This window comes from Cryobacterium tagatosivorans, from assembly GCF_004402215.1.
In the GTDB taxonomy this organism is placed as follows: Bacteria; Actinomycetota; Actinomycetes; order Actinomycetales; family Microbacteriaceae; genus Cryobacterium; species Cryobacterium tagatosivorans.
In genome coordinates this window covers 11876-29582 of record NZ_SOEZ01000009.1, presented here as the reverse complement: position 1 = coordinate 29582, position 17707 = coordinate 11876, and the positions used below count along the sequence as shown (strand labels likewise).

The following is a 17707-nucleotide window of genomic DNA, read 5'->3' as shown; positions in this document are numbered from 1 at the left end:
GCAAGGACACCGCAGATCATGAGCGAACTCGTCAGCACCCCGCGCCTCGTACTCCTCCCGGCCGTCGACGTGGCCGACGGCAAGGCCGTCCGGCTCACCCAGGGCGAGGCCGGCACCGAAACCAACTACGGCGACCCCCTCGACGCGGCCGCCGACTGGGCCGCGCAGGGCGCCGAGTGGATCCACCTCGTCGACCTCGACGCCGCCTTCGGCCGCGGGAACAACACCGACGTGATCCGCAAGGTCATCCGCCACCTCGACGGTGTCAATGTCGAACTCTCCGGCGGCATCCGCGACGACGCCTCGCTCGAGGCCGCCCTGGGCGCCGGGGTACGCCGGATCAACCTCGGCACCGCCGCGCTGGAGAACCCGGAGTGGGCCGCCTCGGTCATCGCCCAGCACGGCGACGCCATCGCGGTCGGCCTCGACGTGCGCGGCACGACGCTCGCCGCCCGCGGCTGGACCAAGGAGGGCGGCGACCTCTGGGAGGTTCTCGAGCGCCTCGAAGAGGCCGGCTGCACCCGCTACGTCGTCACCGACGTCACCAAGGACGGCACCCTGCAGGGGCCCAACATCGACCTGCTCCGGCAGGTGATGGAGCGCACCAGCCGCCCGGTGATCGCCTCCGGCGGCATCTCGAGCCTCGCCGACATCGCCGCGCTCCGCGAGCTCGTTCCCCTGGGCCTCGAGGGTGCCATCGTGGGCAAGGCCCTCTACGCGGGGGCCTTCACCCTCGGCGAGGCACTGGATGTCGCGGGCGACTAACCTCGGCTCGACCGGCCGGCCCGACGGCCCGGCCGACTCGGCCGGGCAGCCGTGGGCCGGGCGCGAGTTCCGGCCGAACGACGACGCCGACGACGACGGCTTCGCCCCGCCGCTCCTGCTCGATGCGCTTCGCCGTTTCCGCGCCCGCGAGATCGGCGAGGAGGGCGTCGTCGACGCCATCAGGGGCAGCCGCCTGCTCGTGCCGCTCGTCACGGAACTCGGCGAGGCCGGGACCACCGCCGCCGGGCTGACGATCGACAAGAGCCAGGAACTGTCGATCATCACCGTGGCCGGCCCCGACGGGCGGAATGTGCTGCCCGTCTTCAGTTCGGCCGCCGCGATGGCCGCCTGGAATCCGGCCGCCCGGCCGGTGCCCTCCGACGCGGTCCGGGTCGCGCTGGCCGCGGCCCAGGAGAACACCGACTTGGTCGTGCTCGACCCGACGGCGCCGACCGAATTCGTGATCCGGCGCCCCGCGCTCTGGGCGGTCGCCCAGTCCCAGCCGTGGACGCCGAGCTACGCCAGTCGCACAGTGGCGGATGCCTTTGCCCGCTCGATCGGGACCGAACTGTCCGTTCTCTCCGTCGTGCTGGGTCCGGGGGACCCCGACGCGCGCCTCGACGGCCCCGAACTGGTCGTGCGGCTGGAACTGGTCGACGGGCTCACCCAGGCCGAGCTCGACGCGACGCTCGCGCGGCTCGCGGCCCGCTGGGCCGCCGACGACGTGATCGCGACGGGCGTCGACTCCCTCCGCGTGCAATTGGCCGCCTCGCGCTAGCAAGCGCGGCCCGCGAAAACCGGAACGTCGGGCGCGGGGAGTGCATCTCATCCGGTTGTCGGCCACCGACCGACCATCCGTCCGGTCTTGAGCGCGGAACTCCTAGGAGTTGTCGGCGGGGTCGGCGAAGATGATCTCATGAACGAGGTGCTCGGACGCTTCTCGCCGGCCACCCGGGCGTGGTTCCGGGAAGCCTTCACCGCGCCAACGGCGGCACAGCTCGGCGCCTGGGATGCGATTTCCCGCGGTTCACATGCGCTGGTCGTCGCGCCGACAGGGTCGGGCAAGACCCTCGCCGCGTTCCTCTGGGCCATCGACCGCCTCGCGGCCGCCCCGCCGCCCGCCGACGACGCGGCGCCCCGCACCCGGGTGCTCTACATCTCCCCGCTCAAGGCCCTCGGCGTCGACGTCGAGCGCAACCTCCGTGCCCCGCTGGTGGGAATCACCCGGGCCGCCACGCGACTCGGGTCCGAACCGCCGCGGGTGAGCGTCGGTGTGCGTTCGGGAGACACCCCGGCGGCCGACCGGCGGGCGCTGGTGAAGACGCCGCCGGACATCCTGATCACCACGCCCGAGTCGCTCTTCCTCATGCTCACCTCCGCTGCCCGAGACTCCCTCCGCGGCGTCGACACGGTCATCGTCGACGAAGTGCACGCGGTGGCCGCGAGCAAACGCGGGGCTCACCTCGCCCTGTCGCTCGAGCGGCTCGACGCGCTCCTGGCGAAACCGGCGCAACGCATCGGCTTGTCCGCCACCGTGCGGCCGGCCGCCGAGGTGGCCCGCTTCCTCGGCGGGGCGGCGCCGGTCGAGATCGTCGCGCCCCCCTCCGGCAAACGGTTCGACCTGCGTGTCGTAGTCCCCGTCGAGGACATGAGCCGCCTCGGCGCCGCCCCACCGCGGGAGGGCATGCCGGGTGAGGGCGTGCCGGGCGAGGGCTCGGCGGCATCCGTGCCCCAGGCCGGGTCGATCTGGCCGCACGTCGAGGAGGCCATCGTCGACCAGGTGCTCGCGCACACCTCCTCGATCGTCTTCGCGAACTCCCGGCGCCTGGCCGAGCGGCTGACCGCGCGCTTCAACGAGATCTACGCCGGGCGGATGGCGTGGGCCGAGGCCGACGCGCCCGTCACCGCCGGCGCGCCCGCCTGGCCGGCGGCGACCGCCATGGCGGCGTCCGCCAGTGCCACGAACGCCACTGCCACGGCCGCGCCTCGCCAGCCGGCCGAGCTCATGGGGGCGAGCGGACGGAGCGAGGGGGCGGAGCCGCTACTCGCGCGCGCGCACCATGGCTCGGTGAGCAAGGACCAGCGGGCGATCATCGAGGACGACCTCAAGTCGGGCCGGCTCCGCTGCGTCGTCGCCACCTCGAGCCTCGAGCTCGGCATCGACATGGGCGCCGTCGACCTCGTGGTGCAGGTGGAGTCTCCGCCGTCGGTGGCCAGCGGGCTGCAGCGTGTGGGGCGGGCCGGGCACCAGGTCGGGGAGGTCTCTCGCGGCCTGATCTACCCGAAGCACCGGGCCGACCTCATCCACGCCGCCGTCGCCGCCGAGCGCATGGTCGCCGGCCTGATCGAATCGCTCGCCGTGCCGACCAATCCGCTCGACATCCTCGCCCAGCAGACGGTCGCGGCGACGGCGCTGGAACCGATCGACGCGGAGGAGTGGTTCGACACCGTGCGCCGGAGCGCGCCGTTCCAGACGCTGCCGAGGTCGGCCTACGAGGCGACGCTCGACCTGCTCGCCGGCCGGTATCCGTCCGACCAGTTCGCCGAGTTGCGGCCGCGGATCATCTGGGACCGGGAGGCGGGAACCCTGACCGGCCGGCCCGGCGCGCAGCGGCTCGCGGTGACCAGCGGCGGCACGATTCCCGACCGTGGCCTGTTCGGTGTCTTCATGGCCGGGGACCAGGCCACGGGCCGGCGGGTCGGCGAACTCGACGAGGAGATGGTCTACGAGTCGCGGGTCGGCGACGTCTTCGCGCTCGGCGCGACCAGCTGGCGCATCCAGGAGATCACCCACGATCGCGTGGTCGTCACCCCGGCCTTCGGCGAGCCCGGGCGGCTGCCGTTCTGGAAGGGCGATGGCCTCGGCCGTCCGGCCGAACTCTGCCGCGCGATCGGCGCGTTCACCCGCGAGGTCTCGGCCGGTACGCCCGCGGAGGGCCGCGCCCGGTGCGCCGCGGCCGGGCTCGACGAGCGCGCGGTCACCAACCTGCTCGCCTTCCTCGACGAGCAGCGCGCCGCCACCCGGCACCTGCCCACCGATCAGACCCTCGTCGTCGAACGGTTCCGCGACGAGCTGGGCGACTGGCGGGTCGTGCTGCATTCCCCGTACGGCATGACCGTGCACGCGCCGTGGGCGCTCGCCGTCGGCGCCCGGGTGCGCGAACGCTACGGGATCGACGGTGCCTGCATGGCCGCGGACGACGGGATCGTCGTGCGCATCCCCGACACCGAGGCCGAGCCGCCCGGCGGGGAGCTGTTCGTTTTCGACCCGGACGAGCTCGAGCAGCTCGTGACCGACGAGGTCGGCGGCTCCGCCCTGTTCGCCTCCCGGTTCCGCGAATGCGCGGCCCGGGCGCTGCTGCTGCCGCGGTACGACCCGGGCCGGCGCTCCCCGCTCTGGCAGCAGCGGCAGAAGGCGTCCCAGCTGCTCGATGTGGCCCGCACCTTCCCGACCTTCCCCATCATCCTCGAGACCGTGCGCGAATGCCTGCAGGACGTCTACGACCTGCCCGCACTGACGGTTCTCGCCCGGGAGATCGCCGCCCGCTCCGTGCGCCTGGTGGAAACGACGACGGATGCCGCCAGCCCGTTCGCCAGCACACTCCTGTTCGGCTACGTCGCCGCGTTCATGTACGAGGGGGACTCCCCGCTGGCCGAGCGCCGGGCCACCGCGCTCTCGATCGATTCCGCCCTCCTGGCCGAGCTGCTCGGGCGGGTGGAGCTGCGGGAACTGCTCGACCCGGCGGTGATGGAGCTCACCGACCTGGAGTTGCAGCGCGTCGCGGAGGGGCGGCAGGCCAGGGGGATCGAGGGCGTCGCCGACCTGCTCCGCGGCCTGGGCCCGCTGACCGTCGACGAGGTGGCCGCGCGACTGGAGCCGGAGGCGCCGGCGACACTCAACGCCCCGGCAGCACTCAACGCCCCCGCAACATTCAACGACCCCCCGCCGGAGCACGCGAGTGCTGCCCGGGCCGAGGCGCACCTCACCGCCCTCGTCGCGGCTCGCCGCGCCATCCGGGTCGGCCACGCCGGGCACGAGTGGCGGGCGGCGATCGAAGACGCGAGCCGCCTGCGCGACGCGCTCGGGGTTCCGTTGCCGATGGGCATCCCCGACGCCTTCACCGAGTCCGTCGCCGACCCGTTGGGCGACCTGGTCAGCCGCTACGCCCGCACCCACGGACCGTTCACCGTCGCGGATGTCGCCGCCCGGTTCGGGCTCGGCGCCGCCGTCGCCCTGGGCGCGCTGCGCCGGCTCGCCGACGCGCGCCGCCTCGTCGAGGGCGAGTTCCGGCCGACCGGCACCGGCAGCGAATGGTGCGACGCCGAGGTGCTGCGCCGTCTGCGCCGGCGGTCGCTGGCCGCGCTCCGGCACGAGGTCGAGCCGGTCGACCGGGCCACCGTCGGACGTTTCCTGCCGGCCTGGCAGCATGTGGGCGGCAAGCTGCGCGGAATCGACGGCGTCGCATCCGTGATCGAACAGCTCGAGGGGGTGCGGATCCCCGCGTCGGCGTGGGAGTCGCTGATCCTCCCCGCCCGGGTCGCCTCGTACAGCCCGGCCATGCTCGACGAACTGACCGCGACCGGTGAGGTGCTCTGGGCCGGCTCCGGAACCCTCGCCGGCAACGACGGCTGGATCAGCCTGCACCTGGCCGAGACGGCGCCGCTGACCCTGCCGCCTCCGGTCGACCGGGAGGCCACGCCCCTGCAGCGGGAGGTCCTGGCGACCCTCGGCGGCGGGGGAGCGTACTTCTTCCGCCAGCTCGCGGATGCCGTCGGCAGCCAGGACGACTCCGACCTCGCGGCGGCGCTTTGGGACCTGGTCTGGGCGGGGCTCGTCGGCAACGACACCTTCGCCCCCGTGCGCTCGCTCATCCGGGGCGGGCACACGGCGCACAAGCCGGCCAGGACGGCGCCCCGCTCCCGGCTGCACGACGGCCGGCCCCTGGCCCGGCCCAGGCTGCCCAGCCGGAGCGGCCCGCCCACGGTAGCCGGACGCTGGTCGATCCTTCCGCTCGCCGACGACTCGGCCACCCGGCGCGCGCACGCGCTCGCCGAAACCCTGCTCGAACGCTACGGTGTGGTGACCCGGGGTTCGGTGACGAGCGAGGGTGTGCCCGGCGGCTTCGCGCTCGTCTACCGCACCCTCAGCGGCTTCGAGGAGACCGGGCGCGCTCGCCGCGGCTACTTCGTCGAGGGACTCGGTGCCGCCCAGTTCGCGACCGGCGGCACGATCGACCGGCTTCGCTCCTTCACCGCGGACAGCCGCGCGGCCGATGGGCCGGAGGGTTCGGTTTCCGCGCGCAGCGTCGTCACCCTCGCTGCGACCGACCCGGCGAATCCGTACGGCGCGATGCTGCCCTGGCCGGCCCTGCCGGAGGGCACCGCGCACCGTCCGGGCCGGAAGGCCGGCGCCCTGGTCGTGCTCGTCGACGGTTCCCTCGTGCTCTACGTCGAACGCGGCGGCAAGACGATGCTCGCGTTCGGCGCCGGCGGGGGTGCCGGTGCCGGCACCGGCCAGGGCGACCGCCCCGGCGCCGAGGACGCCGCCCAGGCAGCCCACACCGACGAGCTGTTCCGGGCCGCAGCGGTGTCCCTGGCCGCGGTCGTCACGGGCGGCGGGGTCGAGAAGCTGGCGGTGCAGACCGTTAACGGACAGTTCGTGGTCGGTACCCCGGTGGGCGCGGCGCTGCAGGCCGCCGGGTTCGGGCTCTCGCCGCAGGGGCTGAGGCTCCGTGCCTGAGGGCGACACCGTCTTCCGCACCGCACGCACCCTCGACCAGGCGCTGCACGGGGAACTGCTCACCGGCTGCGACCTCCGGGTGCCGGCCTTCGCGACCGTCGACCTGGCCGGCGAACGGATGCTCGAGGTCGCCAGCCGAGGGAAACACCTGCTGATGCGGGTGGGGGAGGCGAGCATCCACTCGCATCTGAAGATGGAAGGCGCCTGGCACCTGTACCGGCACGGCAGCCGGTGGCGGCGGCCGGCCTTCCAGGCGAGGGCCGTGCTGGAGACGGCCGACTGGGTCGCCGTCGGCTTCGACCTCGGGCTGCTCGAGGTCCTGCCGCTGGCTCGCGAGGCCGAGCGGCTCGCCTGGCTCGGCCCCGACCTCCTCGGCGCCGACTGGGATTCCGACGAGGCCGTCCGGCGCATCCGCTCGGCGCCCGAGCGGCCGATCGCCGTGGCCCTGGCCGACCAGGGCAACCTGGCCGGGCTCGGCAATGAGTACGTGAACGAGGTGTGCTTCCTCCGCGGGCTCCTGCCCACCCGGCCGGTGGGGGAGGTCGCGGATGTTCCGGGGCTGGTCGAGCTCGCGCACCGGCTGATCACGGCGAACCGCGACCGAGCCGAACGCACGACGACGGGCATCACCCACCGCGGCGCGCACAGCTGGGTCTTCGCCCGCGCCGGGCAGCCCTGCCGGCGCTGCGGCACGCCGATCGAACGCGGCAGCCTCGGCCGCAACGCCCTCGAACTGCGCAACACCTTCTGGTGCCCGCGCTGCCAGACCTAGCCCCGCTGCTCGACCACCGGGCTCGATCCCCGTGCTCGACCCCGGCGGCCTACCCTGTCGGCATGGGCATCACACTGGCCGCGGGCGCCGTCGTCAAGGACACCGGCGGACGGTTCCTGCTGGTGCTGCGGGCCGAGCCGCCGGAGGCCGGCCGCTGGAGCGTGCCGGGCGGGAAGGTCCTGCCCGGCGAGACCTTCCAGGCCGCGGCCGCGCGCGAGGTGCTCGAGGAGACCGGTGTCACGGTGCGGATCGAGCGCGAGCTCGGCACCCTCGACCGCGCCGATGGACGCGGGGGCACCTACGAGATCCACGACTTCGCCGCCGCGTACGTCAGCGGCGAGCCGGAAGCCGCCGATGACGCCGCCGATGCCCGCTGGTTCACCGCCGACGAGCTCGCGCGGCTGCCCGTGACCCGCGACCTCCTCGGCGCCCTCATCCGATACGCCGTCTACCCCTGACCGTTCCTTCGCCGAACTGTGAGTTTGGCACCTTCCCGGGCGTCGGGAAGGTGCCAAACTCACAGTTCGGCGAGAGAGAGAGATCGGCGAGAGAGAGATCGGCGAGAGAGAAAGAGATAGAGGGGGAGGGGCTAGTTGACCGGACCGGTGTACTTCTCGCCCGGGCCCTTGCCGATCGGGTCGGGGATGGCGGACGCCTCGCGGAACGCGAGCTGCAGCGACCGCAGCCCGTCGCGGAGGCTCCGCGCGTGCATGTCGGCGATGTCCGGGGCCGCCGCGGTGACCAGCCCGGCGAGGGCGTTGATGAGCTTGCGGGCCTCGTCGAGGTCCCTCTGGCTGTCCGGGTCGTCGGCCAGGCCGACCTTGACGGCGGAGGCGCTCATCAGGTGCACCGCGGCGGTCGTGATGATCTCCACGGCGGGCACATCGGCGATGTCCCTGGTGGCCTGCGCGGTGTCGTCCTGGTCGTAAGTGTTATTCACTGCAATCCTCTGATAGAGTCGTGTCGGCTCCGAGACGTAAGTCTCGGTACGAAAGTGGATAATCTCCCACCCGCGCTTGACCGCTTCATCAAGGTTACCGGGTAGTTTGCACTCCGCCGTTATGGCGCTGGTCTCCAGCATCCTGACGGTAGACAGGGTGTCGTGCCTGGTTTACGAACGAACTTTGCTCGAACCAGCGCACGTGATTTTTCTCTCTTCGTCGCCGGGCGGCATCCGTCACCTGTCTGTAGCCACGATGTTTGAGAAAGAGGAGCGACGCATCAGCGATCCCCGTACAAATGACCGTATCCGCGTCCCCGAAGTCCGTCTCGTTGGCCCTGCCGGCGAGCAGGTCGGGGTCGTGTCCATTGATGTTGCCCTGCGCCTGGCGCAGGATGCCGACCTTGACCTGGTCGAGGTTTCCCCCGACTCCAAGCCGCCGGTTGCCAAGATCATGGACTACGGCAAGTTCAAGTACGAGGCTGCGCAGAAGGCTAAAGAAGCCCGGCGCAACCAGGCGAACACGATCCTGAAAGAGGTTCGTTTCCGCCTCAAGATTGACAAGCACGACTACGAAACGAAGCGCAAGCGCGCCGAGGGCTTCTTGAAGGCCGGCGACAAGGTCAAGGCCATGATCTTGTTCCGTGGTCGTGAGCAGTCCCGCCCCGACCAGGGCGTGCGCCTGCTCAAGAAATTTGCCGAGGATGTCGCGGAGTTCGGTTCAGTCGAATCGAGCCCGACCATCGACGGACGAAACATGGTCATGGTGATTGGCCCCCTGAAGAACAAGTCAGAAGCCAAGGCCGAGGCCAACGCACATAAGGCTGCCGACAAGGCAGACAAGGCTGCCGACAAGGCAGCGAAACTGGAGGAAAAAGATGCCTAAGATGAAGACCCATTCCGGGACGAAGAAGCGGTTCAAGGTCACCGGCACCGGCAAGATCATGAAGCAGCAGGCCGGCATGCGTCACAACCTCGAGGTCAAGTCGACGAAGCGCAAGTCCCGCCTCAACACCGACCAGGTCCTGGCCAAGGCCGACACCAAGGTCATCAAGAAGCTTCTCGGTCTTTAGACCGCGTATCCCGTAAGGAACTGGAAAAATGGCAAGAGTAAAGAGGGCTGTAAACGCCCACAAGAAGCGTCGCGTCATTCTCGAACGCGCCGCGGGTTACCGCGGTCAGCGTTCGCGTCTGTACCGTAAGGCCAAGGAGCAGGTCACTCACTCCCTCGTCTACAGCTACCGTGACCGCCGTGCACGCAAGGGTGACTTCCGTCGCCTGTGGATCCAGCGGATCAACGCCGCGTCCCGCGCCAACGGCCTGACGTACAACCGCCTCATCCAGGGCCTCGCCCTGGCCGGCATCGGCGTCGACCGTCGCATCCTGGCCGACCTGGCCGTCAACGAGCCCGCCACCTTCGCGGCCCTCGTCGAGAGCGCCAAGAGCGCCCTTCCTGCCAACACCTCGGCACCGAAGGTCACCGCAGCGGCATAGTTCCACACGCAGCATTCACGGGAGCGGGCGACTTGATCGCCCGCTCCCGTTCTGCATCTAAGCTGGTCACATGCTTGATAATCCCCGTTCTCCGCGTGTGCGGGCCGTCGCAAAACTAGCCAAGCGCGCAGCGCGGGACGATACCGGGGTCTTCCTCCTGGAAGGGCCGCAGGCGGTCGCCGAGGCGCTCACCTTCCGTCCGGACCTCGTGATCGAGCTCTTCGCGACCCCGACGGCGCTCGACCGCTACACCGACATCGCCGCGGCCGCCGTCGCCGCCGGCGTCGAGGTCGAATTCGTCACCGAGCAGGTGCTCGAGTCGATGGCCGACACCGTGACCCCGCAGGGCTTCGTGGCCGTCTGCCACCAGTTCCCCATCTCGGTCAAGGACATCTTCGCCAAGGAGCCCAGGCTCATCGCCATCCTCGAAGAGGTACGCGACCCCGGCAACGCGGGCACGATCATCCGGGCAGCGGATGCCGCCGGCGCGGACGCCGTTATCCTCACCGGCCGCAGCGTCGACCTCTACAACCCCAAGGTCGTCCGCGCCTCCACCGGCTCGATCTTCCACCTGCCGGTCGCCGTTGGGGCCACGCTCGAAGACGTCCGGGGCCGGGTGCAGGCCGCCGGCCTCCAGCTCCTCGCCGCCGACGTCAAGGGCGACGACCTGCTCACCGCCCGTAACAGCGGGCTGCTGGCGGCTCCCACCGCCTGGCTGTTCGGCAACGAGGCCCGCGGCCTGACCGACGAAGACCTCGCCAAGGTCGACCGGTCGATCTCCGTGCCGCTGTACGGCCATGCCGAGTCGATGAACCTCGCGACCGCGGCATCCGTCTGCCTCTACGAAAGTGCGTTCGCCCAGCGAAGCTGAGCATCACGAAAGGGTAAATACCACAGGTTGGTGGTATTCGCCGAGACTCGCTTTCCCCTAAGTTGGGGGGTATGGAGCCTACAGATTCAACGCCGGCAACATCCAACATCAGCGTCAGGCGGGGTGAACCGCTGGTCGTCGTGAAAAACGTCGACAAGCACTACGGCGACCTGCACGTGCTGAAGGACATCAACGCGGTCGTCAACCGGGGCGAAGTGGTCGTCGTGATCGGGCCCAGCGGATCGGGCAAGTCGACCCTCTGCCGGGCCATCAACCGGCTCGAGACGATCGACTCCGGTGTCATCACGATCGACGGCCAGCCGCTGCCGGCCGAGGGCAAGGCCCTGGCCCGCCTGCGTGCCGACGTCGGCATGGTCTTCCAGGCCTTCAACCTGTTCGCGCACAAGACCGTCCTGGAGAACGTGACCCTCGGGCCGATCAAGGTGCGCGGGCTGTCCAGGGCCGAGGCCGAGAAGAAGGCCATGGCCCTGCTCGAACGCGTCGGGGTGGCCAACCAGGCGAAGAAGATGCCGGCGCAGCTCTCCGGCGGCCAGCAGCAGCGCGTGGCCATCGCCCGTGCCCTGGCCATGGAGCCCAAGCTGATCCTGCTCGACGAGCCGACCAGCGCGCTCGACCCGGAAATGATCAACGAGGTGCTCGAAGTCATGATCGACCTCGCCAACGACGGCATGACGATGATCGTCGTCACCCACGAGATGGGCTTCGCCCGAAAGGCCGCCAACCGGGTCATCTTCATGGCGGAGGGAGAAATCGTCGAAGGATCCACGCCCGAGCAGTTCTTCACCAACCCCCAAAGCACGAGAGCGAAAGACTTCCTCTCGAAAATACTTGCCCACTAATCGGTGTGCAGGAACCCACAGCAATCAGGAGAAAAACCATGAGACTCAACAAAGGTCTAATGATTTCGGCCATTGCCCTCGCGAGCGCGCTCGCGCTCAGCGGATGCACCGACTCGGGCGCAAAGCCCTCGGCAGCCCCGGTCGAAACGGCGCCCGAGTTTGACGCCGGCACCACGATGGCGAAGCTGAGCGACGCCGGCAAGATCACCATCGGCACCAAGTTCGACCAGCCGCTCTTCGGCCTCAAGGGCCCGGACGGCACCCCGGAAGGTTTCGACGTCGAGATGGGCAAGCTCATCGCCGCCAAACTCGGCATCAAGGCCGAGAACATCGAGTGGGTGGAGACCGTGTCGGCCAATCGCGAACCGTTCATCCAGAACGGCCAGGTGGACATCGTCGTCGCCACCTACACGATCAACGACACGCGCAAGCAGGTCGTCGACTTCGCCGGCCCGTACTACGAAGCGGGCCAGGACCTGCTCGTGCTCTCGGGCAACCCGGACAAGATCACCGGACCGGAAGACCTCACCGGCAAGCAGGTCTGCACCGTCAGCGGCTCCACCTCGGAGAAGAACATCGCCGCCTACACGGACAAGATCCAGGCGACCGACACGTATTCCAACTGCCTCGGCCCGCTGCGCAGCGGCGAGTCCGTGGCCGTGACCACCGACAACGTCATCCTGGCCGGCCTCGCCGACCAGAACGAGGGCGAGTTCGAGGTCATCGACAAGCCGTTCACCAAGGAGCCCTACGGCATCGGCCTGAAGAAGGGTGACGACGAGTTCCGCACCTTCATCAACGATGTGCTCGAGAAGTCCTTCGAAGATGGCTCGTGGGCCAAGGCCTGGGAATCGACCGCCGGCAAGGTGCTCGAGACCCCGACGCCTCCCGCCGTCGACCGCTACTAGGCACATCCGGCCGATCGGGGTGGTCCGTCTGGGTTTCCGGCCGGACCACCCCGATCAGCACTGCTTGAAACACCCTGCATGAAACATCAGAAGACAGAGAAGGAGGTGAGTTGTGGACGCAGTCATTGAAAACCTGCCCTTGTTCCTGGAGGGATTCAGGAACACGCTCGGTCTGCTCGTACTGGCCGGCATCGGGGCACTCGTGCTCGGCATCATCATCGCGACCATGCGCATCTCGCCCGTGGCGTCGTTTCGCGGATTCGCCACCGTCTACACGGAGATCGTGCGGAACACCCCGCTCACCCTGGTCCTCTTCTTCTGCGCCTACCTGCTGCCCTACCTGCAATACTCGCCGGGCTACTTCACGCTGGCCACAATCGGCCTCACCGTGTACACGTCGCCCTTCGTCGCGGAGGCGCTGCGCTCCGGCATCAACGGCGTGCACGTCGGCCAGGCCGAGGCCGCGCGGAGCATCGGGCTGACCTTCGGCCAGACGCTCTCCTTCGTGGTCATGCCGCAGGCCGTGCGCATGGTCATCCCGCCGCTGATCAACGTCTTCATCGCGCTGACCAAGAACACCTCGGTCGCCGGGGCCTTCTTCGTCTTCGAGCTGTTCGGCGCCGCACGCAAGGTCACCAACCTGCGAGGGGATGAAGTGCTCGCGATCCTGCTCGCCGTCGCCGCTTTCTACCTGCTCGTCACAGTCTCCCTCGGCCTCATCGCCGGTCGGGTCGAGAAGAAGGTGGCGGTGCTCCGATGACCTCGGTTCTCTATGACGCTCCCGGGCCCAGGGCCATTGTCAGGTCGCGCGTCCTCTCCATAGTCGGCATCATCGTTATCGCGGCCGGTCTGGTGTGGCTCGTACTCGCGCTCGGCGCGCCGAAGGTCAGCGCCAACGGCGCCGAGCAACCGGGCCTCTGGGACGCCTCCCGCTGGGATGTCTTCCTGGACGTCCAGGTCTGGCGCACGCTCGGCCAGGGTGCCCTGAACACACTCCGGATGGCCGCTGTCGCCGCCGTGTTCGCGCTCGTGCTCGGGGTGCTCTTCTCCTTCGGCCGGGCATCCGACACCAGGTGGATCCGGCTTCCGACGACCATCGTGCTCGAGTTCGTGCGCGGCATGCCCGTCCTGCTGATGATGCTCTTCATCCTGCTCGTCTTCTCAACCGGCTCGTTCTGGGCGGGCGTCGCAGCCCTGTCCGTCTACAACGGCGCGATCATCGGTGAAGCCCTGCGGGCCGGCATCGCGTCGCTGCCGCGCGGGCAGCGCGAGGCCGGGCTGGCCATCGGCCTGACCCCGATCGCGACCCGGTTCCGGATCGAATTCCCCCAGGCGTTCCGGCAAATGCTGCCGATCATCATCGCGCAGCTCGTCGTGCTCCTGAAGGACACCTCGCTGTCGTTCGTGGTCGGCTACGAGGAGCTCCTCCGCGCCGGTCTGTACAACCTGACGAACTTCTTCGGCAGCCGGTACTCCTTCTCCTTCTTCCTCGTCGTGCTGGCCATCTACCTGACGATGAACCTCCTGCTCTCCTGGCTGGCTCGGGTCATCGCGAGGCGCACCGGATCCAGGTCCGGCGGCGTGACTCCGGATGCCAAGGTGCCGCCCGTGAAGCCCGTCGATCCCGAGATCGTCTACCCGGCGGCTCTGGGCAACCAGAGCGGCGGAGCGGGCATCCCGTCTGCCGGCGGGCTCTAGCCCTGCGACGGTCCCGGCCCGGCCCCGCTAAACTTGGGACTTGTGTCTGACCCCACTGAGATCTCCGAACCCGTAGTGAGCGCGGCCGTCGACGCCGCCCTCGCCGCCATCGCCGCAGCGAACGACTCCGCTGCCCTGAAGACCGTGCGCACCGAGCACACCGGGGAGGCCTCTCCGCTGGCCCGGCTGAACGCCCTGATGCGCAGCGTGCCCGGCGACCGGAAGGCCCAGGCCGGCAAGCTCCTCGGCCAGGCCAGGGGGGCGGTGGCGCAGGCCTTCGCGGCCCGCGAAACCGCGATCACCGAGGCCGAGGTCGCCGCACAGCTCGCCGCCGAGGCGGTGGATGTCACGTCCGCGGCCCAGGCCTGGCAGCCCGGCGCGCGGCATCCGATCTCGCTCCTGCAGGAGCGCGTCACCGACGTCTTCGTCGGCATGGGCTGGGAGGTCGCCGAAGGGCCCGAGCTGGAGAGCGAATGGTTCAACTTCGACGCGCTCAACTTCGACGAGGACCACCCCGCCCGCGCCATGCAGGACACCTTCTTCGTCGAGCCGACCGCCGCGCACCTCGTGCTGCGCACCCACACCTCGCCGGTGCAGCTGCGCGCCCTGCTCTCCCGCGAGCTGCCGGTCTACGTCGTCGCGCCCGGCCGGGTGTTCCGCACCGACGAGCTCGACGCGACGCACACGCCCGTGTTCCACCAGATCGAGGGCATCGCCATCGACAAGGGGCTCACGATGGCGCACCTGCGCGGCACGCTCGACCACTTCGTCAAGGCCCTGTTCGGCGAGGAGGCGAAGGTTCGCCTGCGCCCCAACTACTTCCCGTTCACCGAGCCCAGCGCCGAACTCGACCTGTGGCACCCGACCTTCAAGGGCGGCGCCCGCTGGATCGAGTGGGGCGGCTGTGGCATGGTCAACGCCAATGTGCTCCGCTCCGCCGGGATCGACCCGGAGGTCTACTCCGGCTTCGCGTTCGGCGTCGGCGTCGAACGAGCCCTGATGTTCCGAAACGATGTGAAGGATATGCGCGACATGATCGAGGGCGACATCCGCTTCAGCCAGCAGTACGGGATGACCGTCTGATGCGCGTCCCACTGAGCTGGCTCGCCGAGTACGTCGACCTCGAGCCCGGCACGACCCCCGAAGACGTCCACGCCGCCCTCGTCAGCGTCGGCCTCGAAGAGGAAGACATCCACCGCTTCGAGCTGTCCGGCCCGATCGTCGTCGGCGAGGTGCTCTCCGTAGAGCCCGAACCGCAGACCAACGGCAAGACCATCAACTGGTGCCAGGTGCGTGTCTCCCCCGGCGAGCAGACCGCAGCAGACGGCGGCCCGGCCATCCACGGCGTCGTCTGCGGAGCCCACAACTTCACGGTCGGCGACAAGGTCGTCGTGACCCTGCCCGGCGCCGTGCTGCCCGGCCCGTTCCCGATCGCGGCCCGCAAGACCTACGGCCACGTCTCCGACGGCATGATCGCCTCGGCCAAGGAGCTCGGCCTCGGCGACGACCACGAGGGCATCCTCGTGCTCGGCACCCTCGGGCTCGACCCCGAGGTCGGTACGGATGCGATCAGCCTGCTCGGGCTGGACGACGCGGCCGTCGAAATCAACGTCACCCCCGACCGTGGTTACGCGTTCTCGATCCGCGGCGTCGCCCGCGAGTACTCGCACGCCACCGGCGCCACCTTCCGCGACCCCGCCCTCGCGGTCGCCCCGGTCGTCACGGCGTCGGAGTTCCCGGTCACGATCGACGACCGGGCACCGATCCGCGGCCGCGTCGGCGCCAGCGTCTTCGTCACCCGCGCGGTGCGCGGCGTCGACCCGACCAGGCCGTCGCCGGCCTGGCTGATCGCCCGGCTGAAGCTGGCCGGCATCCGGTCGATCTCGCTCATCGTCGACGTGACCAACTACGTCATGCTCGAGCTCGGCCAGCCGATCCACGGCTACGACCTCGACAAGCTCAGCGGCGGCCTCACCGTGCGCCGCGCGCGGGAGGACGAGAAGATCGTCACCCTCGACGACGCGACCCGCGAGCTTCACCCGGAAGACCTGCTCATCACCGACGAATCCGGGCCGATCGGCCTGGCCGGCGTGATGGGCGGCCAGACCACCGAGATCGGTGCCACGACCCGGAACGTGCTGATCGAGGCCGCGAACTTCGACCCGGTGTCGATCGCCCGCACTGCACGCCGGCACAAGCTGCCGAGCGAGGCGTCCCGTCGCTTCGAACGCGGCGTCGACCCGGCCGTCGCCGTGGTCGCCGCGGCGCGCGTGGTGCAGCTGCTCGTCGAACTCGCCGGGGGAGTGGCCGACGACCTCGGCTCGCTCCACGACGCGACCCCCGACGCGGTGCCGATCGAGCTGCCCACCGGCTTCATCTCCGGGCTGATCGGACTCGATTACACCCGCGAAGAGGTGCGCTCCTCGCTCGCCGAGATCGGCGCGACGATGACCGAGACCCCGACCGGGCTGTCCGTCACCGCGCCGAGCTGGCGCCCCGACCTGACCGACAAGTGGACGCTGGCCGAGGAGGTCGCCCGCATCGTCGGCTACGACCGCATCCCGTCCGTGCTGCCGGTTGCGCCGCCCGGGCGCGGGCTGACCCTGCCGCAGGTGCTCAAGCGCCAGATCGCGCAGACCCTCGCGGCCGCCGGCCACACCGAGGTGCTCGCCTACCCGTTCGTGTCCGAGAAGGCCAACGACCTCTTCGGCCTTGCCGCGGGCGGGCCGGTGCCGCAGGTGCGCCTGGCCAACCCGATGGACGGCGAGGCGCCGTTCATGCGCACGTCGATCCTGCCCGGGCTGCTCCAGATCGCGCACCGCAACCGCTCCCGCGGGCTCACCGACCTGGCCGTCTTCGAGCAGGGACTCGTTTTCCGGCCGGAGCCCGGCATCCGTTACGGCGCGGCGGTCGTGCCGCCCGGCGCGGTCCGGCCGAGCGCGAACCTCGAGGCCGAACTCAACGCCGGAATCCCACCGCAGCCGATGATGGTCGGCGTCGTGCTGATCGGCAACACCGTGCGGCACCAGCCGGGCCTCCCCGCGGTCGCGGCCGGCTGGCAGGATGCCCTCGCCGCCGTACAGCAGGTCGCGCTGGCGGCCGGCGTGCGCATCGGCGTGCGCCGGGGTTCGCACCAGGCGATGCACCCGGGCCGCACGGCCGAACTGTTCGTGACCATGACGGATGCCGAGGACGAGGTCGTCGGCTACGCCGGCGAACTGCTGCCCGCCGTGGCGCGTGACTTCGACCTGCCATCCGTCGTCGCCGTCGCCGAAGTGAACCTGTCCGATGTGATCGCACACGCCGGCGCCGGGATCGTCGCGACGCCGATCCGTACGATGCCGGCGGCGACGCAGGACCTGTCGCTCGTCGTCGACGCCGCCGTTCCGGCCGCCGAGGTGCTCGCGGCCGTGGCCGACGGGGCCGGGGCGCTGCTGGAGAGCGCGCACCTCGTCGACGACTACCGCGGCACGGGCATCCCGGCCGGCCGCAAGTCGCTGACCTTCGCGCTGCGCTTCCGCGCGCCGGACCGCACGCTCACGGCGCCAGAGGCGAGCGAAGCCAAACTCGCCGGGGTCGCCGTGGCCGCCGTGCGCTTCGGCGCCACCATCCGCGAGTAGTCCCCGGCCCGCGCGATCGCCGAGTGACGCCGATTCCGC

Annotated in this window: 16 protein-coding genes; 15 read left to right on the top strand and 1 reads right to left on the bottom strand. The window is 70.2% G+C overall.

The window, feature by feature from the left end; translation table 11 throughout:
* Positions 1–18: 18 nt before the first annotated feature.
* From priA to E3O23_RS01445, 5 genes are all read left to right on the top strand, one after another.
* Complete coding sequence (gene priA, locus E3O23_RS01465) at positions 19–765, top strand: bifunctional 1-(5-phosphoribosyl)-5-((5-phosphoribosylamino)methylideneamino)imidazole-4-carboxamide isomerase/phosphoribosylanthranilate isomerase PriA (protein ID WP_134487240.1); 747 nt, start codon at positions 19–21, stop codon at positions 763–765.
* The gene (locus tag E3O23_RS01460; protein WP_134487237.1) at positions 749–1543 is read left to right on the top strand and encodes an SseB family protein; all 795 of its coding nucleotides are present in this window, start codon (positions 749–751) and stop codon (positions 1541–1543) included. The genes priA and E3O23_RS01460 overlap by 17 nt, the downstream gene beginning before the upstream one ends.
* A 138-nt stretch (positions 1544–1681) precedes the next feature.
* Positions 1682–6505 (top strand): ATP-dependent helicase, encoded by a 4824-nt coding sequence (locus E3O23_RS01455; RefSeq protein WP_134487234.1) that lies wholly within the window; start codon positions 1682–1684, stop codon positions 6503–6505.
* Positions 6498–7277 (top strand): DNA-formamidopyrimidine glycosylase family protein, encoded by a 780-nt coding sequence (locus E3O23_RS01450; RefSeq protein WP_134487231.1) that lies wholly within the window; start codon positions 6498–6500, stop codon positions 7275–7277. Before E3O23_RS01455 ends, E3O23_RS01450 begins: the two co-directional genes overlap by 8 nt.
* A 62-nt stretch (positions 7278–7339) precedes the next feature.
* Positions 7340–7735: an NUDIX hydrolase gene (locus tag E3O23_RS01445; RefSeq protein WP_134487228.1), complete on the top strand. Its 396-nt coding sequence runs from the start codon at positions 7340–7342 to the stop codon at positions 7733–7735.
* Positions 7736–7866: 131 nt separating this feature from the next.
* Here E3O23_RS01445 and E3O23_RS01440 read toward each other — a convergent pair whose 3' ends face one another.
* Positions 7867–8217, bottom strand: coding sequence for a DUF1844 domain-containing protein (locus tag E3O23_RS01440; protein WP_174776578.1), 351 nt, complete (start codon positions 8215–8217; stop codon positions 7867–7869).
* 256 nt (positions 8218–8473) lie between these two features.
* Between E3O23_RS01440 and infC the strand changes: the two genes are divergently transcribed.
* From infC to pheT, 10 genes are all read left to right on the top strand, one after another.
* Positions 8474–9103 carry a translation initiation factor IF-3 gene (gene infC / locus E3O23_RS01435; protein WP_134487372.1) on the top strand — a complete coding sequence of 210 codons (630 nt, stop codon included), beginning with the start codon at positions 8474–8476 and terminating at the stop codon, positions 9101–9103.
* Positions 9096–9290, top strand: a complete 195-nt coding sequence (gene rpmI, locus E3O23_RS01430) for a 50S ribosomal protein L35 (protein WP_092325036.1) — start codon at positions 9096–9098, stop codon at positions 9288–9290. Before infC ends, rpmI begins: the two co-directional genes overlap by 8 nt.
* A gap of 28 nt (positions 9291–9318) precedes the next feature.
* Complete coding sequence (gene rplT / locus E3O23_RS01425; protein ID WP_134487225.1) at positions 9319–9711, top strand: 50S ribosomal protein L20; 393 nt, start codon at positions 9319–9321, stop codon at positions 9709–9711.
* Between the two features lie 70 nt (positions 9712–9781).
* Positions 9782–10582, top strand: coding sequence for a TrmH family RNA methyltransferase (locus E3O23_RS01420; RefSeq protein WP_134487223.1), 801 nt, complete (start codon positions 9782–9784; stop codon positions 10580–10582).
* A gap of 71 nt (positions 10583–10653) precedes the next feature.
* Positions 10654–11442, top strand: a complete 789-nt coding sequence (locus E3O23_RS01415) for an amino acid ABC transporter ATP-binding protein (protein ID WP_134487220.1) — start codon at positions 10654–10656, stop codon at positions 11440–11442.
* 38 nt (positions 11443–11480) lie between these two features.
* A complete protein-coding gene (locus E3O23_RS01410) occupies positions 11481–12350 on the top strand; it encodes a glutamate ABC transporter substrate-binding protein (protein ID WP_134487217.1) in 870 nt (289 codons plus the stop codon).
* A 112-nt stretch (positions 12351–12462) separates the two neighbouring features.
* Positions 12463–13110 (top strand): amino acid ABC transporter permease, encoded by a 648-nt coding sequence (locus tag E3O23_RS01405; protein ID WP_134487214.1) that lies wholly within the window; start codon positions 12463–12465, stop codon positions 13108–13110.
* Positions 13107–14048 carry an amino acid ABC transporter permease gene (locus tag E3O23_RS01400; RefSeq protein WP_134487211.1) on the top strand — a complete coding sequence of 314 codons (942 nt, stop codon included), beginning with the start codon at positions 13107–13109 and terminating at the stop codon, positions 14046–14048. Before E3O23_RS01405 ends, E3O23_RS01400 begins: the two co-directional genes overlap by 4 nt.
* Positions 14049–14090: 42 nt before the next feature.
* A complete protein-coding gene (gene pheS, locus E3O23_RS01395) occupies positions 14091–15131 on the top strand; it encodes a phenylalanine--tRNA ligase subunit alpha (RefSeq protein WP_134487208.1) in 1041 nt (346 codons plus the stop codon).
* Positions 15131–17668: a phenylalanine--tRNA ligase subunit beta gene (gene pheT / locus E3O23_RS01390; RefSeq protein WP_134487205.1), complete on the top strand. Its 2538-nt coding sequence runs from the start codon at positions 15131–15133 to the stop codon at positions 17666–17668. Before pheS ends, pheT begins: the two co-directional genes overlap by 1 nt.
* Positions 17669–17707: the final 39 nt, after the last annotated feature.